The organism is Agromyces excoecariae, from assembly GCF_051715505.1.
Lineage (GTDB): Bacteria > Actinomycetota > Actinomycetes > Actinomycetales > Microbacteriaceae > Agromyces.
Window position 1 is genome coordinate 216,220 of sequence record NZ_JBPSLA010000011.1, and the last position, 21,923, is coordinate 238,142.

Consider the following 21,923-nt stretch of genomic DNA (forward strand, 5'->3'; position numbering starts at 1 on the left):
CGCCGTCCGCGTCGGACGGTGTCAGCCCGGGCGGAGGCTCACGCCCGCATACGCGGCCGTCGGCGCCGCCTCGCACCGATCCATCCGGTCACCCGCCCCCACGTCCACCAGGCGGCGAGCCCGAGGGCGAACGAGGCGACGATCGCGAGCGGCGGCGACCACTCCTCGATGGGCGGGTACACCTGCCAATGGGTCAGGTAGACGAACATCGAGGCGGATGCCACGGTCCCGACGGCGCCGGCGAGCACGGCGGGCACGGGCAGGCTCGTCACCCAGATGAGCAGGCCGAGCCCGACGACGACGATCCCCTCGCGCACGGGGTCGCCGAAGAAGCCGGGCACCGTCGCCAGGACGATCGCGCTCGCGGCCGCCTTGCGCGGCATCGTGGTCGACCGGGCGACGACCCAGCCGAGCGCGATCAGCCAGGCGATGGCGGGCAGTGCGTAGCGGAGCGGCGACGACGGGGTGATCCCCCCGGAGACGACGTAGCGCACGACCAGCGCGACGCCGAGGACGGCCAGCGCGAAGGCGAACGGGTGTCGCCGTTCGAGCCTCGTGACACCGGGGATCGCGAAGAGCGCGGCCAGGCCGACGATCGACCACACGAGCGTCTCGAGGAACCAGAACTGCCACTGCTCGCTCCAGGCGGTCGCGCCCGGCACGAGCCAGTTCGACAGCAGCACGGTCGCGGGGTCGTACGTGCGGGCGATCAGTGCGACGCCCCCGATCCAGAGCACCGCGGGCACGGCGATGAGCGTCGCGCTGCGGAGCAGGCCGCGCACGCGTCGGCGGCGCTCGGGGCGTTCGTCGTCGAGCCCCGCGGCGGAGCCGCTGAACCGGAATCGTGCGAGGTTGAAACCGGCCACGGCGAGCAGCAGGTGCGCGCCGCCCTTCAGCTGCACGACGTCCGCGTGCGTCGCGACGATGAGGGTGATCGCGACCGCGCGCAGGACGACGGAGGTCTCGAGCCGCGCGATGCGGCGCCGCCGGGCGCCCGCCGCGACGCCCGACGCGTCGGGCGCCCGCGTCACGGGGTCGTCCAGCGGCGCCGGGGTGTCGACGTCGGGCTCGGACTCCACCGGCGGCACCGGTGCGGCGAACGAGCGGATGCTTCGGCTCGGCCAGTCCGCGGGCAGCGCGCCGATCCGCTCCTCGAGGCGCAGTGCGAGTTCGACGTAGTTCAGGGAGTCGCCGTCGAGCGAGGCGAAGGTGTCGTCCTCCGTGGCATCGGGCCGGCCGAGGAGCTCGGCGTACAGGTTGCGGAGCTCTGCGGCCGTGGGGGCCGGTGGCGCGATACGGGCGTCGGCCGGTGGCGACGGCGGGGCGGCCGGGGCATCCGTCGCCCGGAGCAGGGCCGCGTGCGCGCGGAGCGCCGCGTGGTCGGGCTTGCCGTTCGCGGTGCGCGGGAACTCGGCGAGCGCGTGCACGTCGAATGCGTGCGCGGGCAGGCCCGTGTGCCGGATCACCGCGTCGCGCGCGGCGTCGACGAAGCGGTCGTGGCGCACGAACGCGACCAGCCGCTCGTCCACGGCGACGCTGCGCGCCTCGAGGCCGTCGGCGGCGAGCAGCCGCTCGACCCGGTCGAGGTCGAGGCGCAGGCCGAAGCTCTTCACGAACCGGCTGAGGCGTCCGGTGATCTCGAGGAGGCCGTCCGACCGGCGGCGGGCCAGGTCGCCCGTCCGGAGCTCGGAGACCTCGGGGCCGCGGGCGAGGTCGGCCGGCGACTCGGCGTAGCCCATCATCACGTTGGGTCCGGAGTAGACGAGTTCCCCCTCGCCGGCGGCTGCCCCGGGCACGGAGTCGTCGATGCGGAACGAGCCGCCCGGGATCGGCACGCCGATCGCGCCCGCGGCGGACTCGGCGAGCGCGGGCGGCAGGTACGCCATGCGGGCGGTCGCTTCGGTCTGGCCGTACATGACGTAGAGGTCGAAGCCGCGCTCGCGTCCGAGGCGGGCGAGGGCGCGGACGCGGTCGGGCGCGAGGCGCCCACCGGCCTGGGTGACGTACCTGAGGTCGGGCAGGTCGCGCCGCGCGAAGTCGGTGGTCTCGAGCAGGTCGTACGTGTACGGGACGCCCGCGAACGAGCTCGCGCCGAGGTTCGCGAACTCGTCCCAGAACGCCGGCTCGACGATCGAGCGGTCGGTGAGGAGCAGGCTTCCACCCGCGACGAGGTGGCTGTTCACGACGGACAGGCCGTAGCAGTAGCCGAGCGGCAGCGTGGTCGCGGCACGGTCGTCGGGCGTCAAGGAGAGGTAGTCGGCGATGCTCCGCGCGTTCGCGGTCACGTTGGTGCGCGAGAGTCGCACGAGTTTCGGCGAGCCCGTCGAGCCCGACGTGCTGGCGAGCAGGGCGAGCTCGGGATGGAGCGCGCGCGGCGGCCGGCCGGAGGCATCCGCCAGCTCGAACCCGCGCTCGTCGGCGCGGACGACGACATCCGGCGCGTACCGGCCGACGAGTGCGTCGAGGGCCGCACCGTCGATGCCGGCGGGCAGGAGCAGTACGGGGTGACCGCCCGCGAGCGCGGCCAGGTAGGTGACGACGGCCTCCACCGTGTTGCCGCCCGACAGGAAGACGAGCCGACGACCGTCGCCGAGCGCACTTCGGCGGTCGTCGACCCGGTCGCGCAGCTCGCCGTAGTCGACCCGGGCCGCGGGCGCCACGAGCGCCGGGTCGCCGGGGTCGCCGCCGAGCAGGTCGAGCGCGGGCTCGGTCCTGGTCAGCAGCATGGGCATGTCACCTGTCCGGTCGGGAGGGGAGGCATCCGCCGGCTCGGCGGAAAGGTAAGGCTTACCTTACGCGACACGCACGAGCCCTCGAAATCCGCGACGGACCATGACGACCGAGTGCGCGGCATGCATGCCGACCGCCGGCCGGCACCGCTGCCTCCGCACGACCCCCTTCTCGGCGCCGGGAGCGCGGCGTAGCATTCGGCTCGAGAGGGTCGCCGGGCCGCAACGCCGGCAGCACCGACACCCGGCGCCTCGGAGACGGCGGGGTGCGGGATGAACATGACGATGGACATGATGAAGGGCGCCATGTCGGCGTCGGACATGCCCATGAAGGACATGGACATGTCGATGATGGAGGAGTGCATGGAGGCCCTCTCCGCGTGCATGCAGGCGTGCATCATGTGCGCCGACGCCGATGCGGGCGAGGGCATGGGGCGGTGCGCCGCGATGTGCGCGAACTGCGCCGACGTGTGCGACACCATGATGCGGATGATGCTCCGGACGAGCGGCTACGACACGCAGGTCATGATGTCGATGATGGAGTCCTGCATCGCCATGTGCCGTGCGTGCTCCGCCGAGTGCATGATGCACGCCGAGATGAGCGAGCACTGCCGCATGTGCGCCATGGCCTGCGACCAGGCGGTCATGGCCATGGAGAAGATGATGGGCGCGATGAGGGGGATGATGCCGGCGAGCTGACGCGCTCGGTCACGTCGACGCGGCCCGCGGGGTCGCGTCGAGCGCGCCGGGCGGCGGAGCCGCGCGCGTCAGACGGCGGCGACGCTGTAGCGGTCGTCGCCGCGCGCGAGCACCCCGTAGACCGGGTGGAGCGCGACCGGGTCGCCCGCCGCGAGACGCCCGGCGAGCGCGCCGTGGTTCCACACCCGGTGGGCGCCGCCGTCGAGGTCGATGAGCTCGACGAACCCGTCGGGCGCCGTCGCGACGACGACCGCGTCGGTCCATCGGCTCGCGACGATCCGCGAGAGCCGATCCTGCATCGGGTGCAGCCCGTGGCCCGGTCGGTCGCTCGAGCAGGCCTCGCCCTCGACGCAGCCGCGCATGCCCATCGCGAGGCCCGTGCGGGACTCGGCGGCGGCGTGCGGATTCTGCGGCGACATGGGGTGCTCCTGTGTTGGTCGGTCGGTCCGTCGGTCGGTTTCGTGGAGGCGACGATACGCCGGGGCGTGACGGATGTCGCGGGGTGCCGTCACACGTCGACACACGCGACCCGACGCCCGGCGGCGGACCCCTGCCGCGCACCTCACGCCGCCCCCGACGGCCGCATACGATGAGGCCCATGCAGCCCGACCGCTCCCCCGCCCTGCGCGTCGCCGACCGCGTCCGCGATGCCGTCGACGCCGGGCGGCCGGTGCTCGCCCTGGAGTCGACGATCCTGACGCACGGGCTGCCGAGCCCGCGGAACCTCGAGGTCGGACTCGCGACCGAGGCGCTCGTGCGCGATGCCGGAGTCGAACCCGCGACGATCGGCGTCGTCGGCGGCACGGCGGTGGTCGGTCTCGACGCACACGAGATCGAGCGCCTCTGCACGGCGGAGGACGTGGTCAAGGCGAGCACGCGCGACCTTCCGGTCGCGCGGGCTGCGGGCCTCGACGCGGGCACGACGGTCGCGGCCACGGCGTGGCTGGCCCACCGCGCCGGCATCCGGGTGTTCTCGACGGGCGGTCTCGGCGGCGTGCACCGCGGCGCGAGCGACACGTTCGACGAGTCGACCGACCTGCCCGCGCTCGCCGGGACGCCCCTCCTGGTCGTGAGCGCCGGAGTGAAGTCGATCCTCGACGTGGGTGCGACGCTCGAACGCCTCGAGACGCTCGGCATCACGGTGGTCGGCTACCGCACGGACCGCTTCCCCGGCTTCTACGTCGCCGACTCGGGGTTCCCCGTGCCGGCACGGGTCGAATCCGCGGCGGAGGCGGCGGCGGTCGCGCGCGGCCGCGACGAGCTCGGCCTGACCTCGGCGGTGCTCGTCGCCAACCCGGTCGCCGAGGCCGACCAGCTGGACCCCGACGTGCACACGCGCGTGCTCGCCGAGGCGCTGGCGGCAGCGGATGCCGCCGGCGTCACCGGTCACGACACGACGCCGTTCCTGCTCGACCACGTGCAACGCGCGACGGGCGGCGCCAGCCTCGAGGCGAACCTCGCGGTGTACCGCGGCAACGCCCGGCTCGGTGCGGAGATCGCGCGTGAGCTCGCGGGCTGAGCCTGGGCGACGCGAGGCGTCGTCCCGCGCCTCGGCGACCGGCGCCCCCGCGCCCGGCATCCTCGTCGTCGTCGGCGACCTGCTCGAGGACATCGTGGTCTGGGCGACCGAGCCCATCCGCGCCGCGACGGACTCCGCGGCGCAGGTGTTCCGCTCGCGCGGCGGCAGCGCCGCGAACGTCGCCGCGCACGCGGCGGGCCACACGCCGACGCGATTCGTCGGCCGGGTCGGCGACGACGGCGCGGGTGCCGCGCTCGTGTCCGCCCTCGCCGCGAGCGGCGTGGACGTGCGCGTCCAGCGCGCGGGCCGCACGGGGGCCGTCGTCCTCGTCGTCGCACCCGACGGCGAGCGCACGATGTTCCCCGATCGCGCGGCGGCGGCCGAGCTCTCTGACGTCGACGCCGCGTGGCTCGACGACGTCGCCTGGCTCCACGTTCCGAGCTACGGCTTCGAGCACGAGCCCATGCGCACCGAGGTGCGCCGGCTGATCGCGCTCGCCCGCGGGCGCGGCGCGGGCATCTCGATCGACGCGTCGTCGACCGGGCTCCTCGAGGGCCTCGGCGTCGAACGCGCGCTCGGCTGGTTCGCCGGGCTGCGGCCCGACGTGCTGTTCGCGAACGCGACCGAGGCCGAACTGCTGGGCATCGCCGGTGGTGGCGAGGTCGCGGCATCCGTCGCCCGCCGGCTCGTGGTGAAGCACGGGCCGCGCCCGACGGAGGTGTTCGACGGGGGTGAGCGGACCGCGCGGGTGCCGGTGCCGCCGGTCGGCGCGGTCCGCGACCTCACCGGTGCGGGCGACGCGTTCGCCGCCGGGTACCTCGCGGCCGCGATCGGCGGGGCGGATGCCACGGCCTCGTGCGTCGCCGGGCACGCGGTCGCGGCATCCGTCATCGCCTCGCCCGGCGGTGATGTCAACTGAAGTTGACGTATCGTCCGACTGTCAACTATGGTTGACGGCATGGACGACGGCACCCTGAGGACCGCGATCGCCGCAGCGGACGGCGACGACCCCTACCGGGCGCTCCGACGCATCCGCGCGGCGCGCATCGAGCTCAACCGCGACCTCGATCGCGCCGAGGCCGCGGCCGTCCGTCGTGCCCGCGCGGCCGGATCGAGCTGGCAGCTCATCGCGCTCGCGCTCGAGGTGAGCCGGCAGGCTGTCCACAAGAAGTACGGCCGGGCCTGAGGCTCCCAGCCTCGCGACGTATGCTGCAATGCGGCCCGCGATCCCCTGACGACGGATGCCGCCGCCGCGCGCCCCGAAGGAAGACCTCATGAGCGACACCGAGACCACACCGGGCACCCGAGCGGCCGCCCGCGCCGCCGAACGCGCCGCAGAGCGCGCCGCCCGCACCGGCAGCATCCCGCTCGTCGGCCGCCGCGACACCGCCGGCCGACGGCCCACCCGCGATGCCGGGTCGGGCTCGACGAGCGGCGGTGCGACCGTCGCCGATTCAGAGCGACCGCCGCGCCGCAGTCCCTTCGGGCGCCGCGGCGAGACCCCGCCCGGCCCGAGGGCGACGTTCCGTCAACTGCTGCCGTTCATCTTCGAGCACCGACCCGTGCTCGTCCTCGTCGCGGTGCTCTCGATCATCGGCGCGATCGCGAGCCTCGCGCAGCCGCTGCTCGTCGGCCGCGTGATCACGATCGTCGAGGCCGGCGATCCGCTCGACGGCATCGTCTGGCTGCTCGTCGCGCTCGTCGTCGTCAGCGCGATCATCACGGGCTACCAGCACTACCTGCTGCAGCGCACCGGCGAGGGCGTCGTGCTCTCGAGCCGGCGCCGCCTGATCGCGAAGATCCTGCACCTGCCGATCGCCGAGTTCGACACGCGTCGCACCGGCGACCTCGTCTCCCGGGTCGGCAGCGACACCACCATGCTCCGCGCCGTGCTCACGCAGGGCCTCGTCGAGGCGGTCGGCGGGGCGGTCACGTTCATCGGCGCGCTCATCGCCATGCTCGTCATCGACGCCGCGCTCCTCGGCCTGACCGTGCTCGTCATCGCGATCGCGATCACGACCGTCACCCTCCTCTCCGCGCGCGTGCGCGAGGCGTCGCACGCCGCCCAGGCGAAGGTCGGCGACGTCGCGGCATCCGTCGAGCGGGCCATCACCTCGGTGCGCACGATCCGCGCCGCGGGTGCGACCGAGCGCGAGGTGCGCGACGTCGAGGTCGAGGCCGAGGGTGCATGGGAGATGGGCGTCAAGGTGGCGCGGGTCTCGGCCCTCATCGTCCCGATCGCCGGCATCGCGATGCAGGTCTCGTTCCTGGTGGTGCTCGGCGTCGGCGGCTTCCGCGTCGCGTCGGGCGCGATCACGATCGCCGACCTCGTCGCCTTCATCCTCTTCCTCTTCATGATGATCCTGCCGCTCGGCCAAGCGTTCGGCGCGATCACGTCGGTCAACCAGGCGCTCGGCGCCCTAGGGCGCATCCAGGAGATCCTCGACCTGCCCGACGAGGACGCGCACGATCGGCAGCTCGCCGCCCGCGCCGTCATGGTCGGACCGGCGAACGAGGGCCTGCTGCCCGGTGCCGCGGCCGTCGAGTTCGACGACGTCCACTTCGCCTACGCGCTCACGCGTCCGTCCGATCCGGCCGATCCCGGCAACGACTCGCCCGACGAGCACCTGCCCGAGCCCGACGTGACCGATCGGCAGCCGGTGCTGCGCGGCGTCTCGTTCCAGGTGCCGCGCGGGCAGCGGATCGCCCTCGTCGGTCCCTCGGGAGCCGGCAAGTCCACCATCCTCGCGCTCATCGAGCGCTTCTACGACCCGAGCGTCGGCACCGTCCGCCTCGGCGGCCTCGACCTCAGGTCGCTCGATCGCACCGAGCTCCGCGCACAGATCGGCTACGTCGAACAGGACGCGCCCGTGCTCGCCGGCACGATCCGCGACAACCTCAAGCTCGGCAGCCCGGATGCGACCGATGCCGAGTGCGTCCACGTGCTGCAGGCCGTCAACCTCCGCTCGGTGCTCGACCGCGACCCGGCCGGGCTCGACGCGCAGGTCGGCGAGAACGGCATCATGCTCTCCGGCGGTGAGCGCCAGCGCCTCGCGATCGCGCGGGCACTGCTCGCCGCACCGCCGATCCTGCTGCTCGACGAGTCGACATCCTCGCTCGACGGCGTCAACGAGCGCATGATGCGCGAGGCGATCGACGCGGTCGCGGCGGGGCGCACGCTCATCGTCATCGCGCACCGGCTCTCCACCGTCGTCGACTCCGACCGGATCGTCGTCGTGGAAGAGGGCCGGGTCATCGGCGAGGGCACCCACCAGGAGCTCGTCGAGACGGTGCCCCTCTACCGCGAGCTCGCCGAGCACCAGCTGCTCGTCTGAGCCGCGTCGCCGCGGCGCAGGGTCGCCTCGCCGGCCCGGCCGCGGGGTTCGCACCACCCCGGATTCAGGGTTCTCCCCCACCCCGACCCGGGGCCTGCGCGGATGCCGCGCGCCTCGGAGCCTTCGTACCGTGTCCTCATCGCGTTTCCGGCGCGCCCGCGCCATCCACCCCGGAGGACCATCATGACCTTGCTCGACGCTCCCAGGACCGCGGCCCGCGGCGCGACCACCGTGCGCGACCTCGCCGCGGTGCTCTCCGCTCCCGCGACGGCCGACGACGAGGCGCCCGCCTCGCCCGGGCCCACCTTCGACGCCCTCCGCGCCCGACTGCAGACGTGGCTCCGCGAGTGGGACACCCAGCGCCTGCCCGCGTTCGAGCAGGCCCGCTCGGTCGCCCCCGCCGGCAATCGCCCGACCTCGCTCCGCGCCGCGCCAACGCGCACGGACGGTGCCGTGCGCATCACCGCGAGCCTCTACGACCCGCCGAGCCGTGGCGGCGAGCCGCTCGCCTGGACCCGCAACTGGGTCACCGCGGTCGTGCTGCCGACCGCGCCCGTCGACGGCCGGGTGTTCTACCGCTTCCGCGTCGGCAGCCGGCTCGTGCTCGACGGCCGTGCCGAGACTGCGCTGGTCTCGACCAGCGTGCACGTCGGCGTCGTTCCGGACGCAGCGGCCGGCAGCCCCTTCGACGTGCCGGGCTTCGCCACGCCGACGCTGCGCCCGCTCGTCGGCGTCGGTGCGCGCGAGGACGTCGATGCACAGGCCGAGCAGGACATCGAGGGCTCGATCGCGGTGCGCGCCGGCGATTCGCCCGTGATCGGCATCGTCGTCGGCGCCGACATCGTGTTCCGCGACGGTTGGATGCGGGTGCACGAGGGTTCGGGCCTCTGGGTCGGAGCCGCCGACCGCGGCCCGACCGGCTCGGTCGAGGTGCGCTTCGCACCGGACGCCCTACTCGACCTCTTCGGCGACGCCGGCATCTGAAGCCCGCCACGCGTCCCATGCGGCGTAGCCTCGCCGCATGGGACGCTTCGCCGTGGTGCTGCCGATCGAACCGCTCGCGGCGGGCGACTCGTTCCCGGTCTCGTCGTGGCCGCTGCACGTCACGGTCGTGGAGCCGTTCGAGACCCGGCACGACGCCGCTTGGGTCGCCGAGCTCATGGCACCGGTGCTGCACGGCCGGCGATCGATCGAGGTCACGGCGTTCGACCGCGCGATGTTCGGCCGGCGCCACGACGTGCCCGTGTCGCTCGTCCGCGACGACGGGCCCCTCGGCGCGATGCGCACGCGCCTGCTCGATGCGCTCCGCGACGCCGACGTCGACGTGGCGCGAGCGCGCTTCGACTACCGGCCCCACGTGACGGACACGGCGCGGGGCTCGATGCCGGCCGGTCGCACCGCGCGGCTCGTCCAGGCGGTGCTCGTCGACCTGCGTCCGCCGGAAGGTCGCGCGATGCGCACCGTCGCCGCGGCCTGGCCGCTCGGCACCTGACGTCAGCGAGCCGACTGCCTCAGTGAGGCCCGCCGTGTTCCCACTCGCGGATCTCGGGGTCGTCGCGTCGCCGCTGCGCGTCCGCGTCGTCCCAGAGGTCCGGTCCCTCGGTGCCGGCCGAGCGGTCGCGACGGATGCGCGACGCGAGCACGAATCCGAGGGCGACCAGGACCACGACGATCCCGATCACGATCCACACCCACTCCATGACCGCACGCTACTCCGGCCGTCGGTGCCCGACAACGTCGGAGCGGACACCCGGACCGGGCGACGATCAGTCGCGTGCGGTGACGCTCGGCAGACGCGACGGATCGTCCTCCACGGTGCCGGTCTGCGCCTTCTGCCAGGGCCAGCGGCCGGAGATCTCGACCTCCAGCGACCAGCTGAGGAAGGTCCGGATGAGCACGATGAGCGCGAGGACCGTGACCGACTCGATCGTGGGCGTGACGGCGACCGTGCGGATGATGTCCGCCGCCACGAGCAGCTCCAGTCCGATGAGGATGCCGCGGCCGAGGACGCGACGGAACCGCGTGTAGACCGGCCCGAGGTTCCGGATGCGCCGGATCGCGGCATCCGCCATGGCGACGAGCACGCCGACGACGATCGCGACGACGCCGAGGACGTCGATGACCTCGCCCACCTGCGTGATGACCGGCCCGAGCTCCATGGTCCCTCCGCGGCCACGGTAGCCCGACGCGCCGCCACTGCCGCGGAGGCACGGGGCGTGGCGCGCGCTGTCATCCGAGCCGGCCCGACCGGAACGGCGACCACCGACCACCGCGGCGGACCCCGTCGACCTCGGCTGGACCCCGGTCGGTCGGCCCTGGGGCGGCCGAGGATGCGGCGACGGATGCCGCGGGGGCGGCCGCCCGAGCCAGTCCACTCCCCCCCGCGGGCTACGTCGCCTACCCGCCGGATGCCGCGGGCGTGACGCGCCTTCCCGTGCACGTCGCGCCCGCGGCATCCGTCGCCTCCGCGCGCCCCCACGCGCGTGTGCGCCGGTCGTCGCCCACCCCTGAGCGACGACCGGCGGCTCGCCCGCTACGACGCCTGCTGCTGCAGGTGGTAGCGGAGGCTGGAGAGCTCGGCGCGAAGTGCAGCGGGCACCCGGTCGCCGAACTGGCTGAAGTACTCCTCGGTCAGGTCGCACTCGGCGAGCCAGGTCGTCGGGTCGACCTCGAAGAGCTGCTCGAGCGCGTCGTCGGAGATCTCGATGCCGTCGAGGTCGAGCGACCCCTCGGCCGGCAGGTTGCCGATCGGCGTCTCCTCGGCCTCGGCGGTGCCCTCGATGCGGCCGACGACCCACTCGATCACGCGCGAGTTCTCGCCGAAGCCAGGCCAGAGGAACTTCCCGTCATGCCCCTTGCGGAACCAGTTGACCTGGAAGATCTTCGGCGCGTTCGTGCCGAGCACGCGGCCCATCTTGACCCAGTGGCCCCAGTAGTCGGCCATGTTGTAGCCGCAGAACGGGAGCATGGCGAACGGGTCGCGGCGGAGTTCCCCGACGGTGCCCTCGGCCGCCGCGGTCTGCTCCGACGAGATCGTGGCGCCCATGAACACGCCGTGCTTCCATGAACGGGCCTCGGCCACGAGCGGGACGTTCGTCGCGCGGCGACCGCCGAACAGGATCGCGTCGATCGGCACGCCGTCGTGGGCGTCCCAGTCGTCGGAGATCTGCGGGCACTGCGCGGCCGCGACCGTGAAGCGCGAGTTCGGGTGCGCCGCCGGTCGGCCGGACGCCGGCGTCCAGTCGTTGCCCTGCCAGTCGGTGAGCTCCTCCGGCACGGTGTCGGTCAGCCCCTCCCACCAGACGTCGCCGTCGGGGCGGAGCGCGACGTTGGTGAAGATCGTGTTGCCCCAGAGCGTCTGCACGGCGGTCGGGTTCGTCGTCTCACCGGTGCCGGGGGCGACGCCGAAGAAGCCGGCCTCCGGGTTGATCGCGTACAGGCGTCCGTCCTCGCCTGGGCGCATCCAGGCGATGTCGTCGCCGATCGTCTCGACCTTCCAGCCGGGGATCGTCGGGCGCAGCATGGCGAGGTTCGTCTTGCCGCACGCCGACGGGAACGCGGCGGCGATGTGGTACGCCTTGCCCTCGGGCGAGGTGACCTTGATGAGCAGCATGTGCTCGGCGAGCCATCCCTCGTCGCGCGCCATGACGCTCGCGATGCGCAGCGCGAACGCCTTCTTCGCCAGCAGGGCGTTGCCGCCGTAGCCCGAGCCGTACGACCAGATCTCGCGCGAGTCCGGGAACTGCACGATGTACTTCGTCTCGTTGCACGGCCACTCGACGTCGTCGCGACGGTGGCCGACACCGTCGATGAGCGGGTAGCCGAGCGAGTGGATGGTGTGCACCCACGGCTCGCCGGCCTCGATCAGCCGGTACACCTGCTCGCCCATGCGCGTCATGATGCCCATCGAGAGCACGACGTAGGGCGAGTCGGTGATCTCGACGCCGAGCTGGCTGATCTCACCGCCGAGCGGGCCCATCGAGAACGGCACGACGTACATCGTGCGGCCCTTCATCGAGCCCGTGAAGACGCCGATGAGCTCCTCGCGCATGGCGTGCGGGTCGCGCCAGTTGTTGGTGGGCCCGGCGTCCTCCTCGTAGGTGGAGCAGATGAACGTGCGGTCCTCGACGCGCGCGACGTCCGACGGGTCGGTGCGTGCGAGGTAGCTGTTGGGGCGCCACTCGGGATTGAGCTTGATGAGCTTGCCCTCGGAGATGAGCTGGCGCGTGAGCTGGTCGGCCTCCTGCTTGGAGCCGTCGCACCACACGATGTCGTCGGGCTGGGTGATCGCGGCGATCTCCGCGACCCAGGCGCGAAGCGCCGGGTCGGTCGTGCCGCGGGGGCGGTCCTCCGCGTCCGAGGCGGGTCCGGAGGCGCTGACCGAGAAGTCGGAGATGGTCATCGTCGTCCTTTCGAGGAGTCTGGAGAGCCGCCGTGATCGGTGGCGTGTTTCCAGTGTGAGCGAGGATGAGACATCCATTCGGCCATTTCGGGTGTTAAGAATCCGCGATCTTTCGATAATCTGAAGGGCATGAAGCTCGGCAGCCCAGACCTGGCCACGCTCGGCCACCGCATCCGGCACTTCCGCACCGACCTCGGGCTCACGCTCGACCAACTCGGCGACCGCGTCGGGCTCGCGGGCAGCCAGCTCTCGCTCATCGAGAACGGCAAGCGCGAGCCGAAGCTGTCGACGCTCGATGCGCTCGCGTCGGCCCTCGAGGTCGACCTCGCCGACCTGCTCAGTCGCGAGGCGCCGAGCCGGCGCGCCGAGCTCGAGCTCGAGCTCGGGCGCGCGCAGTCGAGCCCGCTCTATGCCGCGCTCGGGCTGCCGCACGTGAAGCCGACGCGCGGCATGTCCGATGAATCGCTCGAGGCGATCGTGGGCCTGCACCACGAGCTGCAGCGACGGGCGAGCGAGGCGATCGCGACACCCGAGGAGGCGCGTCGGGCGAACACCGAGCTGCGCGAGCGGATGCGGGCTCGCAGCAACTACCTGCCGGAGATCGAGCAACTGGCCGAGGAGCAGGTGCGCGCCTCCGGCCACCGCCAGGGCGCGCTGACCCACCGCGAGGTGAGCGTCATGGCCGAGCGGCTCGGATTCCAGCTCATCTACGTCAACGACCTGCCCGACTCGACCCGCTCGATCACCGACCTCGCCAACGGACGGATCTACCTGCCTCCGGCGTCCATTCCCGGCGGACACGGCCTGCGTTCGATGGCACTGCAGGCCATGGCGCACCGGCTCCTCGGGCACGAGCCCCCCGCGAGCTACGTCGAGTTCCTCTGGCAGCGACTCGAGATCAACTACTTCGCGGCCGCGTGCCTCATGCCGCAGGAGGCATCCGTCGCCTTCCTGCAGGAGGCGAAGAAGGACAAGCGACTCGCGATCGAGGACTTCCGCGATGCGTTCGGCGTCACGCACGAGGCCGCGGCGTTGCGGTTCACGAACCTCGCGACGAGCCAGCTCGACATGACCGTGCACTTCCTGCGGGTGAACGGCGACGGCGCGCTGCTCAAGGGCTACGAGAACGACGGCCTGCCGCTGCCGACCGATGTCACGGGCTCGATCGAGGGCCAGTGGGTGTGCAAGAAGTGGAGTGCGCGCACGGCCTTCGAGCACACCAATCGCACCACGGAGAACTACCAGTACACCGACACGCCGGCGGGCACGTTCTGGTGCGCGACGCAGACCGGCCGCACGGATGCGACGGAGTTCTCGATCACGGTCGGCGTGCCGTTCAACCAGGCGAAGTGGTTCCGAGGGCGCGAGACGACGCTGCGATCGGAGTCGCGCTGCCCCGACGAGTCGTGCTGCCGGCGCGCGCCCGACGGCCTGGCCGAGCGGTGGGCCGGCCAGGCGTGGCCGAGCGCGCGGCTGCACGCGCACGTGCTCTCACCGCTGCCGTCGGGCACGTTCCCGGGCGTCGACGACGTGGAGGTGTACGCGTTCCTCGAGGCCCACGCAGGCGAGTGACCCGAACGCCGATCGGCCCTTCACAGTGGTGCGACCGTTCCAATAGTGTGTGAAGCACGGTACAGTGCAGGGCATGAGCATGGATGACACGACGGCCGGCCACCTGCAGGAACTGCGGCGCGGCACGGTCGTGCTCGGCTGCCTCGTCCGGCTGCGCGAGCCCGACTACGGGTACGCCCTGCTCGAGTCGCTCAACCGCATCGGCATCACGGTCGACGCGAACACCCTCTACCCGCTGCTCAGGCGACTCGAGAAGCAGGGCCTCCTCACGAGCGAGTGGAACACCGATGAGGCGCGGCCTCGCAAGTTCTACCGCACGAGCCCGACGGGCGAGCAGCTCGCCGGCGTCCTCACCGCCGATTGGAAGAACATCGACCGGGCGCTCGCCCGGCTCACCTCGGGAGACGAACGATGACGACGACGCCCACCCTCACCGACCGGTACGTCTGGGCGGCCACGCGCGCGCTCCCCGACGCCCAGCGCGAGGAGTTCGCGCGGGAGCTGCGCGAGCGCATCGGCGATGACATCGACGCTCGGCGCGGGTCCGGCTCGGCGACGACCGACGCCGAACGGGCCGCACTCGTCGAGCTCGGCGATCCGGCCGCGCTCGCGGCGACGTACCTCGACCGCCCGCTGCAGCTCATCGGTCCGCGCTACTACCTCACCTGGAAGCGGCTCGTCACGACGTTGCTCGCGATCGTGCTGCCCATCGCGCTGGGAGCGATCGCGCTCGCCCAGGTGATCGCAGGCTCCGACGCCGCCGAGGTCCTCGCGAGCGTGCTCGGCACCGGCATCCCGCTGGCCATCCAACTCGCCTTCTGGCCGACGCTGGTCTTCGCGCTGATCGAGCGCTCGCCGCGCCCCGGGCCGGCGCCGACGTGGACGCCCGATCACCTCCCCCAGGTCCGCGACCAGGCCCGCGCCGGTCGCCTCGGCGACCTCATCGCGTCGCTCGTCTTCCTGGGGCTGTTCGCGGCCCTCATCATCTGGCAGGGGTACGGCGCGCCGGTCGTCAACCCGCTCGGAGAGACGGTGCCGGTGCTCTCGCCCGACCTGTGGTCCTTCTGGATCCCCTGGTTCCTGGCGCTCATCGGCCTCGAGATGGTCTTCGCCGCCGCGATCTGGGCGTGGGGCTGGAACTGGTGGCTGGCCATCGTCAACCTGCTGCTCAACGTCGCCTTCATCGTGCCGGCCCTCTGGCTCTTCACGACGGGGCAGCTGGTGAACCCCGAGTTCCTCGAGGTGATCGGTTGGCCGTGGGGCGAGGCCGGTGCGATCGTGACGACGATCATCGTCTTCGGCGCGATCGCCGTGACCGTGTGGGACGTGATCGACGGCGTCATCAAGACCGTCCGCGGGCGCGGCGGTTCGGCACTGTCGCTCGGGCGGATCTGAGCACCTCGCGCGGGCGCGATCCCACCTGACGACACGAGGGGCGGATGCCGCAGGCTCGCGCCGCGGCATCCGCCCCCTGGTTCTCGGACCGGGTCGGGCCTACTTCGGCTGCATCCGGATCGCGCCGTCGAGCCGGATCGTCTCGCCGTTCAACATCGGGTTCGCGATGATCGAGCGCACGAGCGCCGCGTACTCGCTCGGGTGCCCGAGCCGCGACGGATGGGGCACCTGCTGCTCGAGCGACGCGCGCACGTCGTCGGGCATGCCCGCCATCATGGGCGTCTCGAAGATGCCGGGCGCGATCGTGACGACGCGGATGAGCAGCTTCGACAGGTCGCGGGCGATCGGCAGGGTCATGCCGGCGACGCCCGCCTTCGACGCCGAGTAGGCGGCCTGGCCGATCTGCCCGTCGAACGCGGCGACCGACGCGGTGTTCACGATGACGCCGCGCTCGAGCGTCGCGGGGCCGCCGGCCACGCCCGCGGAGACGGGCTCGGTCTCGGCCATCGCCGCGGCGGCGAGTCGGATCACGTTGAACGTGCCGATGAGGTTCACCCGGATGGTGCGCTCGAACGCGTCGAGCGGCGCGGGCCCCTCGCGACCGACGGTGCGGTTGGCGGTCACGATGCCCGCGCAGTTCACCGCGACGCGGAGCGGCGCGTAGGCGGATGCCGCGGCGACCGCCTCGGTCACCTGCGCCTCGTCGCCGACGTCGGCCGGCACGAACCGGGCGCGCTCGCCGAGCTCGGCCGCGGCCTGCTCGCCGCGCGGCCCCGGCAGGTCGACGAGGACGACGTGCGCACCTCCGTCGACCAGGGCCTGGGCGGTCGCCCGGCCGAGGCCGGATGCGCCTCCGGTGACGATCGCGGATGCTCCGCTGAGTTCCATGCTGCTCCTTCGTTCCAGGTGGATGGATGTGGCCGGATGATGCCGGTGGCCTCGCAAGGCCCGTCGAGGCGTGCATCACCCGGCGAGGGGGGTTGTCGAGGTCAGAGACGCTCGATCACGTAGGCGTTGGCCATGCCGCCGCCCTCGCACATCGCCTGGAGGCCGTAGCGGCCGTCGGTGGCCTCGAGGTGGTTGAGGAGCGTGGTGAGCAGGCGGGTGCCGCTCGACCCGAGCGCGTGGCCGAGCGCGATGGCGCCGCCGCGCGGGTTCAGCTTCCCGGCATCCGCACCGGTCTCGGCGAGCCAGGCGAGCGGGACGGACGCGAACGCCTCGTTCACCTCGTACGCGTCGATGTCGTCGTGCCCGAGGCCGGCCCGCTCGAGCACCTTCGCCGTTGCGGGGATCACTCCCGTGAGCATGTACAGCGGATCGCTGCCCACGACCGAGAACGCACGGAAGCGCGCTCGCGGCGTCAGGCCGAGCTTCTCGGCGGCGTCGGCGCTCATGATGAGCGCCGCGGACGCGCCGTCGGTGAGCGGCGAGGAGTTGCCGGGCGTGATGCGCCACTCGAGGTCGGGGAAGCGCTCGGCCAGCCGGTCGGTGCGGAACGCCGGGTTCAGGCCCGCGAGCGACTCGACCGAGGTGCCCGGGCGGACGGTCTCGTCGACGAGTCGGTCGACGCCCGCGACGGGCACGAGCTCGGTCGCGAACGCGCCGGTCTCCCCTGCAGCGGCGGCGAGGTCGTGCGAGCGCGCTGCGAACGCGTCGAGCTCTTCACGCGAGAAGCCCCACTTCTGCGCGATCAGCTCAGCGGAGACGCCCTGGCTCACGAGGCCCTCGGGGTACCGGGCGTGCACGCGGGTGCCGAACGGGTCGGCATCCGCCGCGCTCGAGCCGAGCGGCACCCGGCTCATCGACTCGACACCGCACGCGATCACGATGTCGGCCTGTCCGGCGAGGATCGCCTGCGCGGCGAAGGTCGCCGCCTGCTGGCTCGACCCGCACTGCCGGTCGATCGTCGTGCCCGGCACGTGCTCGGGGAACCCGGCGGCGAGCACCGCGTTGCGGGTGACGTTGTACGACTGCTCCCCGATCTGGCTCACGCACCCGCCGATCACGTCGTCGATCAGCGCCGGGTCGAGGTCGTTGCGGTCGACGATCGCGGTGAGGACGCCCGCGAGGAGGTCCACGGGGTGGACCCCGCTCAGCATCCCCCCGGGCTTGCCGCGCCCCACGGGCGTGCGGACGACGTCGACGATGACGGCTTCGCTGCTCATGCCCCCAGCCTACGGCCGGGCGCGGGGCGGGCCGCCGTGCGGCGCCCGCCCCGCGGCATCCGCTCAGCCGACCTCGGCGACCTCGGGGACGGCGGCCGCAGCGACCTGCTCGATGCGCACGGGCTCGCGCTCGGGCAGCACGACGGGGTGCGTGCCCGCCATCGCCTCGATGACCCGGACGACCTGGCACGAGTAGCCGTACTCGTTGTCGTACCAGACGTAGAGCACGACGTCGGTGCCGTCGGCGATCGTGGCCAGCCCGTCGACGATGCCGGCGCGGTGGCTTCCGACGAAGTCGGTCGAGACGACCTCGGCCGACTCGATGTAGTCGACCTGCTGGCGCAGCGGCGAGGTGAGCGACACCTTGCGGAGGTACGCGTTCAGCGTCGCCTTGTCGGTCGGGCGCTCGAGCTGCAGGTTCAGGATCGCGAGGCTCACGTCGGGCGTCGGCACGCGGATGGCGCTGCCGGTGAGCTTGCCCTCGAGCGCGGGCAGCGCCTTCGACACGGCCTTCGCGGCGCCGGTCTCGGCGATGACCATGTTGAGCACGGCCGAGCGGCCGCGGCGGTCGCCCTTGTGGAAGTTGTCGATGAGGTTCTGGTCGTTGGTGAACGAGTGCACGGTCTCGACGTGGCCGCGCACGATGCCGTAGGCGTCCTCGATCGCGGCGAGCACCGGGGTGATCGCGTTCGTCGTGCACGAGGCGGCCGACAGGATGCGGTCGCCCGACTCGATGTCGCCGTGGTTGATGCCGTGCACGATGTTCTTGATCGCGCCCTTGCCGGGGGCGGTCAGCAGCACGCGCGAGACGCCCGTGGACTCGAGGTGGCGGCTGAGGCCGGCCTCGTCGCGCCAGCGGCCGGTGTTGTCGACGACGATCGCGTCGGAGATGCCGTAGGACGTGTAGTCGATCGTGCCGGGGTCGTCGGAGTAGATGACCTGGATGAGCGTCCCGTTCGCGAGGATCGTGTTCGCCTCCTCGTCGACCGTGATCGTGCCCTGGAAGGGCCCGTGCACCGAGTCGCGGCGCAGCAGGCTCGCCCGCTTCTGCAGGTCGTTCTCGGCGCCCTTGCGCACGACGATCGCGCGGAGGCGCAGGCCCTGGCCGCCGCCGGCGTGCGCGATCAGGATGCGGGCGAGCAGGCGCCCGATGCGGCCGAATCCGTAGAGCACGACGTCGGTGCCGGACGCCGCCGCGCCCTCCGCGTCGGCGTCGGCTGAGGCGTCGACGAGCACCGGTGCGAGCTCGGAGCGGAGGAAGTCGGCGAGGTCGGTGCCCTCGGGAGCGGCGTGGAACCGCGAGACGAGGCGAGCGACGTCGATCGAGGCGGGGCCGGGCGCGATCTCGGTGAGCGCCTCGAGCACGCGCATGGTGTCCGCGAGGTCGAGCTCGACGTCGCCGGCCTGGCGGGCGAAGCGGTGGGCCTTCAGCAGTTCGACGGCCGAGCGGTTGATGAGCCGCCGGCCGTGGATCGAGGTCACGACCCCGTGCCGGCGGTACAACCCGCCGATGAGCGGGATCATGCGCTCGGCGAGTTCCTCTCGGGCGATCCAATCCTCACGGCGGGCGTCGAACTCGTGGCTCACGACTCTTCCTTCCAGCCGCGGGTCGGACCTCGTCGGCCTGTTCGGGTCGCGCTGACGGGTGGGCAGCGTCGACCACGGGGGTTGTCCAAGGGGATGCTCAGATCATAGCGAGCGACGCGCTGCGAGAGCGATGTACACGACGTCCTGTGACGGGGGCGGCGGATGCCGCTGCGGCGAGCCGTGCGCCGGTCAGGCGGCGACGTCGTCCGCGAGCACGATGTCGTACGCCGCGACGCGCTGGGGCACGCCGTCGAACGCGGCGGCCCGTTCCTCGGAGGCGAGGTACTCGGCCTCGAGCGTGCGGAACGCATCGGCGTCGCCCGGGGCGCTGACGGCCCAAACGAACTCGTTCGTCTCGCGGATGCCGTACGCGAACTCGATCGCGAACCCGGCCTCGGGCCGCACGCGCGGCATCCACTCGTTCCACCACGCGACGAAGGCGTCGTACTCCCCGTCGACGAGCGTGTACCGGCGCAGCTGGATCGTCTTCACGCGTGCCATCCTGCCCCATGGCCGAGGAGGATGACGCCGCGGCCGTCGCGACCGCGGCGGGGCTGGCTATACTCGCTGTCGTCCAGGCGCCCCGCGGAACGCACGCTCCGCCGCAGCGCCGGCGCTCGAAAAAAGGGCGCGAAGCGTCAGGCCGGTTCGGCCGGCCCCGCGAGACACATACGGAACTCCACGCATCCGTCCACCGTCTCGAAAGGCTCCGCCATGCCCACCGTCTCCGCGCACGTCGCCCGCACCCTCGCCGCCCACGTCGACCACGTCTTCGGCGTCATGGGCAACGGCAACGCCTGGTTCCTCGACGCGCTCGAGCGCGAGACAGATGCCTCGTTCACCGCGGTCCGCCACGAGGTCGGCGGCGTCGTCGCGGCCGACGCGCACTTCCGCGCCTCGAACCGGCTCGCCGCGGCCACCGCGACGTACGGCGCCGGATTCACGAACACGCTGACCGCACTCGCCGAGGCGGTGCAGGCGCACGTGCCGCTCGTCCTCGTCGTGGGCGACGAGCCGACCTCGGGTCCGCGCCCGTGGGGCGTCGACCAGATCGCGCTCGCGTCGGGCGTCGGCGCGCGCACGTACACCGTCGGGCGGGCGGATGCCGCGGCGACGACCGTGATCGCGATCGAGCACGCCCTGGCGTACCGGGTGCCGACCGTGCTCGCGATCCCCTACGACGTCGCCGCACTCGAGGCGGGGCCCGTGCCCGCGACCGCCGCGCCGACGCTTCCCGTTCCCATCGCTCCCCGCGGCGACTTCGCCGCCGGCGCGATCCGCTCGCTCGCCCGGGACCTCGCCGACGCGAGCCGCCCGGTGCTCATCGCCGGCCGCGGCGCGTGGCTCGCCGGCGCCGGCGAGGCACTCGGCGAACTCGCGGCGGCGACCGGGGCCCTCACCGCGACCACGGCGCTCGGACGCGGACTGTTCCCCGACGACCGTTACGACCTCGGCGTGACGGGCGGCTTCGGCGCCGAAGGCGCGATGCGGCTCATCCGCGAGGCCGATGTCGCGGTGGTCTTCGGCGCATCCCTCAACCAGTTCACGATGCGCTTCGGCGACCTGTTCGCGCCGGGAACCCGCGTCGCGCAGGTCGACGTCGCACCGGCCGCGACGCACGCGCACGTGGGCGCCTACGTGAGGGGCGACGCGGCACTCGTCGCGCGCGCGCTCGTCGACGAGCTCGCCGCCCTCGACGCCGAGCCGTCCGGATGGCGCGAGTCGCTCGAGATCGCCCCGCTCCGCGCGCACGACCCGGGCGTCGGAACCGTGCCGGAGGACGGCCGGCTCGACCCGCGCTCGGTGGCCGCGCGACTCGCGGAGCTCCTCCCCGAGGACCGGGTCGTCGTCTCCGACGGCGGTCACTTCATCGGGTGGGCCAACATGTACTGGCCCGTGGCCTCCCCCGACCGGATGATGATGATCGGCACCGCGTTCCAGTCGATCGGGCTCGGCTTCCCGAGCGTGCCGGGGGCGGCAGCGGCGAAGCCCGACGCGACGATCGTCCTCACGACCGGCGACGGCGGCGGGCTCATGGCGATCGCCGACCTCGAGACCGCCGTGCGCACGGCGGGCGGTCGCGGCATCGCGGTCGTCTGGAACGACGCGGCCTACGGCGCCGAGGTGCACCTCTACGGCCGGAAGGGCCTCGCCGAGTCGCCCATGCGGATCCCCGAGGTCGACTTCGCGGGCCTCGCATCTGCGGTCGGCGCCGAGGGCGTGGTCGTCCGCGAGCTCGCCGACCTCGACCGCCTCGCCGCCTGGGCGACCGAGCCCGTCGCGGAGCGGCGCTTCCTGCTCCTCGACTGCCGTGTGTCGGACGCGGTCGTGGCGCCGTACCAGCACGAGATCATCCGCGTGAACTCGTAGGCACTGCCCGTCGGACCCGTGAGGCGGAGGCCCGCCGGAGCGTCCGTGCGCTGCATCCCGCTCGCCCCTCTCGTACCGCCTCGAATCGTATATGATCTGAGATATCAGGCTGCCGTGGCGATCGATACGATCGATGCGACGGAACGCTCA

The 21,923-nt window shown here is 72.8% G+C and carries 20 protein-coding genes; 11 read left to right on the forward strand and 9 right to left on the reverse strand.

All coding sequences use genetic code 11. The features are described 5' to 3' along the window. Positions 1-38: 38 nt before the first annotated feature. Positions 39-2,726, reverse strand: coding sequence for an AMP-binding protein (locus ACSJD1_RS11245; RefSeq protein WP_438855392.1), 2,688 nt, complete (start codon positions 2,724-2,726; stop codon positions 39-41). A 282-nt stretch (positions 2,727-3,008) separates the two neighbouring features. Between ACSJD1_RS11245 and ACSJD1_RS11250 the strand changes: the two genes are divergently transcribed. Further along, positions 3,009-3,428: a hypothetical protein gene (locus ACSJD1_RS11250; RefSeq protein WP_438855393.1), complete on the forward strand. Its 420-nt coding sequence runs from the start codon at positions 3,009-3,011 to the stop codon at positions 3,426-3,428. Between the two features lie 68 nt (positions 3,429-3,496). On the opposite strand, the gene ACSJD1_RS11255 is transcribed toward ACSJD1_RS11250, so the two are convergent. Beyond that, the gene (locus tag ACSJD1_RS11255) at positions 3,497-3,847 is read right to left on the reverse strand and encodes a hypothetical protein (protein ID WP_438855394.1); all 351 of its coding nucleotides are present in this window, start codon (positions 3,845-3,847) and stop codon (positions 3,497-3,499) included. Positions 3,848-4,026: 179 nt separating this feature from the next. Here ACSJD1_RS11255 and ACSJD1_RS11260 point away from each other — a divergent pair, with 179 nt between their 5' ends. From ACSJD1_RS11260 to ACSJD1_RS11285, 6 genes are all read left to right on the forward strand, one after another. Next, on the forward strand, positions 4,027-4,947 hold the full coding sequence (locus ACSJD1_RS11260; protein WP_438855395.1) for a pseudouridine-5'-phosphate glycosidase: 921 nt from the start codon (positions 4,027-4,029) through the stop codon (positions 4,945-4,947). Further along, entirely contained in the window at positions 4,931-5,866 is a 936-nt protein-coding gene (locus tag ACSJD1_RS11265; RefSeq protein ID WP_438855396.1) for a carbohydrate kinase family protein, read from the forward strand. Before ACSJD1_RS11260 ends, ACSJD1_RS11265 begins: the two co-directional genes overlap by 17 nt. 39 nt (positions 5,867-5,905) lie before the next feature. Then, a complete protein-coding gene (locus tag ACSJD1_RS11270) occupies positions 5,906-6,133 on the forward strand; it encodes a hypothetical protein (RefSeq protein ID WP_438855397.1) in 228 nt (75 codons plus the stop codon). A gap of 88 nt (positions 6,134-6,221) precedes the next feature. Next, on the forward strand, positions 6,222-8,282 hold the full coding sequence (locus ACSJD1_RS11275; RefSeq protein WP_438855398.1) for an ABC transporter ATP-binding protein: 2,061 nt from the start codon (positions 6,222-6,224) through the stop codon (positions 8,280-8,282). Positions 8,283-8,465: 183 nt separating this feature from the next. After that, a complete protein-coding gene (locus ACSJD1_RS11280; RefSeq protein WP_438855399.1) occupies positions 8,466-9,266 on the forward strand; it encodes a hypothetical protein in 801 nt (266 codons plus the stop codon). 37 nt (positions 9,267-9,303) lie between these two features. Then, the gene (locus ACSJD1_RS11285; protein ID WP_438855400.1) at positions 9,304-9,774 is read left to right on the forward strand and encodes a 2'-5' RNA ligase family protein; all 471 of its coding nucleotides are present in this window, start codon (positions 9,304-9,306) and stop codon (positions 9,772-9,774) included. Between the two features lie 19 nt (positions 9,775-9,793). Here ACSJD1_RS11285 and ACSJD1_RS11290 read toward each other — a convergent pair whose 3' ends face one another. The 3 genes from ACSJD1_RS11290 to ACSJD1_RS11300 all read right to left on the reverse strand — a co-directional run bounded on the left by ACSJD1_RS11290 (position 9,794) and on the right by ACSJD1_RS11300 (position 12,684). Continuing rightward, on the reverse strand, positions 9,794-9,982 hold the full coding sequence (locus tag ACSJD1_RS11290) for a hypothetical protein (RefSeq protein ID WP_438855401.1): 189 nt from the start codon (positions 9,980-9,982) through the stop codon (positions 9,794-9,796). A gap of 66 nt (positions 9,983-10,048) precedes the next feature. Beyond that, positions 10,049-10,441: a DUF1622 domain-containing protein gene (locus tag ACSJD1_RS11295; protein WP_438855402.1), complete on the reverse strand. Its 393-nt coding sequence runs from the start codon at positions 10,439-10,441 to the stop codon at positions 10,049-10,051. 374 nt (positions 10,442-10,815) lie between these two features. Continuing rightward, positions 10,816-12,684: a phosphoenolpyruvate carboxykinase (GTP) gene (locus tag ACSJD1_RS11300; protein ID WP_438855403.1), complete on the reverse strand. Its 1,869-nt coding sequence runs from the start codon at positions 12,682-12,684 to the stop codon at positions 10,816-10,818. 129 nt (positions 12,685-12,813) lie between these two features. Here ACSJD1_RS11300 and ACSJD1_RS11305 point away from each other — a divergent pair, with 129 nt between their 5' ends. From ACSJD1_RS11305 to ACSJD1_RS11315, 3 genes are all read left to right on the forward strand, one after another. Beyond that, complete coding sequence (locus tag ACSJD1_RS11305) at positions 12,814-14,256, forward strand: helix-turn-helix domain-containing protein (protein ID WP_438855404.1); 1,443 nt, start codon at positions 12,814-12,816, stop codon at positions 14,254-14,256. A 79-nt stretch (positions 14,257-14,335) separates the two neighbouring features. Beyond that, on the forward strand, positions 14,336-14,671 hold the full coding sequence (locus tag ACSJD1_RS11310) for a PadR family transcriptional regulator (RefSeq protein ID WP_438855492.1): 336 nt from the start codon (positions 14,336-14,338) through the stop codon (positions 14,669-14,671). Then, on the forward strand, positions 14,668-15,651 hold the full coding sequence (locus tag ACSJD1_RS11315; RefSeq protein WP_438855405.1) for an HAAS signaling domain-containing protein: 984 nt from the start codon (positions 14,668-14,670) through the stop codon (positions 15,649-15,651). The genes ACSJD1_RS11310 and ACSJD1_RS11315 overlap by 4 nt, the downstream gene beginning before the upstream one ends. A 99-nt stretch (positions 15,652-15,750) precedes the next feature. Here ACSJD1_RS11315 and ACSJD1_RS11320 read toward each other — a convergent pair whose 3' ends face one another. From ACSJD1_RS11320 to ACSJD1_RS11335, 4 genes are all read right to left on the reverse strand, one after another. Further along, entirely contained in the window at positions 15,751-16,539 is a 789-nt protein-coding gene (locus ACSJD1_RS11320) for a 3-hydroxyacyl-CoA dehydrogenase (RefSeq protein ID WP_438855406.1), read from the reverse strand. Between the two features lie 101 nt (positions 16,540-16,640). Beyond that, complete coding sequence (locus ACSJD1_RS11325) at positions 16,641-17,816, reverse strand: thiolase family protein (RefSeq protein ID WP_438855407.1); 1,176 nt, start codon at positions 17,814-17,816, stop codon at positions 16,641-16,643. A gap of 63 nt (positions 17,817-17,879) precedes the next feature. After that, complete coding sequence (locus ACSJD1_RS11330) at positions 17,880-19,403, reverse strand: glyceraldehyde-3-phosphate dehydrogenase (protein ID WP_438855408.1); 1,524 nt, start codon at positions 19,401-19,403, stop codon at positions 17,880-17,882. A 189-nt stretch (positions 19,404-19,592) separates the two neighbouring features. Continuing rightward, positions 19,593-19,895 (reverse strand): hypothetical protein, encoded by a 303-nt coding sequence (locus ACSJD1_RS11335; protein ID WP_438855409.1) that lies wholly within the window; start codon positions 19,893-19,895, stop codon positions 19,593-19,595. A gap of 222 nt (positions 19,896-20,117) precedes the next feature. Between ACSJD1_RS11335 and ACSJD1_RS11340 the strand changes: the two genes are divergently transcribed. Further along, positions 20,118-21,773, forward strand: a complete 1,656-nt coding sequence (locus tag ACSJD1_RS11340) for a thiamine pyrophosphate-binding protein (RefSeq protein WP_438855410.1) — start codon at positions 20,118-20,120, stop codon at positions 21,771-21,773. Positions 21,774-21,923 lie beyond the last annotated feature (150 nt).

Bases quoted from the DNA above. Each gene is read 5' to 3' on its own strand.
- ACSJD1_RS11245 (WP_438855392.1), bottom strand. From the start codon at position 2,726: ATGCTGCTGACCAGGACCGAGCCCGCGCTCGACCTGCTCGGCGGCGAC.
- ACSJD1_RS11250 (WP_438855393.1), top strand. From the start codon at position 3,009: ATGACGATGGACATGATGAAGGGCGCCATGTCGGCGTCGGACATGCCC.
- ACSJD1_RS11255 (WP_438855394.1), bottom strand. From the start codon at position 3,847: ATGTCGCCGCAGAATCCGCACGCCGCCGCCGAGTCCCGCACGGGCCTC.
- ACSJD1_RS11260 (WP_438855395.1), top strand. From the start codon at position 4,027: ATGCAGCCCGACCGCTCCCCCGCCCTGCGCGTCGCCGACCGCGTCCGC.
- ACSJD1_RS11270 (WP_438855397.1), top strand. From the start codon at position 5,906: ATGGACGACGGCACCCTGAGGACCGCGATCGCCGCAGCGGACGGCGAC.
- ACSJD1_RS11275 (WP_438855398.1), top strand. From the start codon at position 6,222: ATGAGCGACACCGAGACCACACCGGGCACCCGAGCGGCCGCCCGCGCC.
- ACSJD1_RS11280 (WP_438855399.1), top strand. From the start codon at position 8,466: ATGACCTTGCTCGACGCTCCCAGGACCGCGGCCCGCGGCGCGACCACC.
- ACSJD1_RS11285 (WP_438855400.1), top strand. From the start codon at position 9,304: ATGGGACGCTTCGCCGTGGTGCTGCCGATCGAACCGCTCGCGGCGGGC.
- ACSJD1_RS11290 (WP_438855401.1), bottom strand. From the start codon at position 9,982: ATGGAGTGGGTGTGGATCGTGATCGGGATCGTCGTGGTCCTGGTCGCC.
- ACSJD1_RS11295 (WP_438855402.1), bottom strand. From the start codon at position 10,441: ATGGAGCTCGGGCCGGTCATCACGCAGGTGGGCGAGGTCATCGACGTC.
- ACSJD1_RS11300 (WP_438855403.1), bottom strand. From the start codon at position 12,684: ATGACCATCTCCGACTTCTCGGTCAGCGCCTCCGGACCCGCCTCGGAC.
- ACSJD1_RS11305 (WP_438855404.1), top strand. From the start codon at position 12,814: ATGAAGCTCGGCAGCCCAGACCTGGCCACGCTCGGCCACCGCATCCGG.
- ACSJD1_RS11310 (WP_438855492.1), top strand. From the start codon at position 14,336: ATGGATGACACGACGGCCGGCCACCTGCAGGAACTGCGGCGCGGCACG.
- ACSJD1_RS11315 (WP_438855405.1), top strand. From the start codon at position 14,668: ATGACGACGACGCCCACCCTCACCGACCGGTACGTCTGGGCGGCCACG.
- ACSJD1_RS11320 (WP_438855406.1), bottom strand. From the start codon at position 16,539: ATGGAACTCAGCGGAGCATCCGCGATCGTCACCGGAGGCGCATCCGGC.
- ACSJD1_RS11325 (WP_438855407.1), bottom strand. From the start codon at position 17,816: ATGAGCAGCGAAGCCGTCATCGTCGACGTCGTCCGCACGCCCGTGGGG.
- ACSJD1_RS11340 (WP_438855410.1), top strand. From the start codon at position 20,118: ATGCCCACCGTCTCCGCGCACGTCGCCCGCACCCTCGCCGCCCACGTC.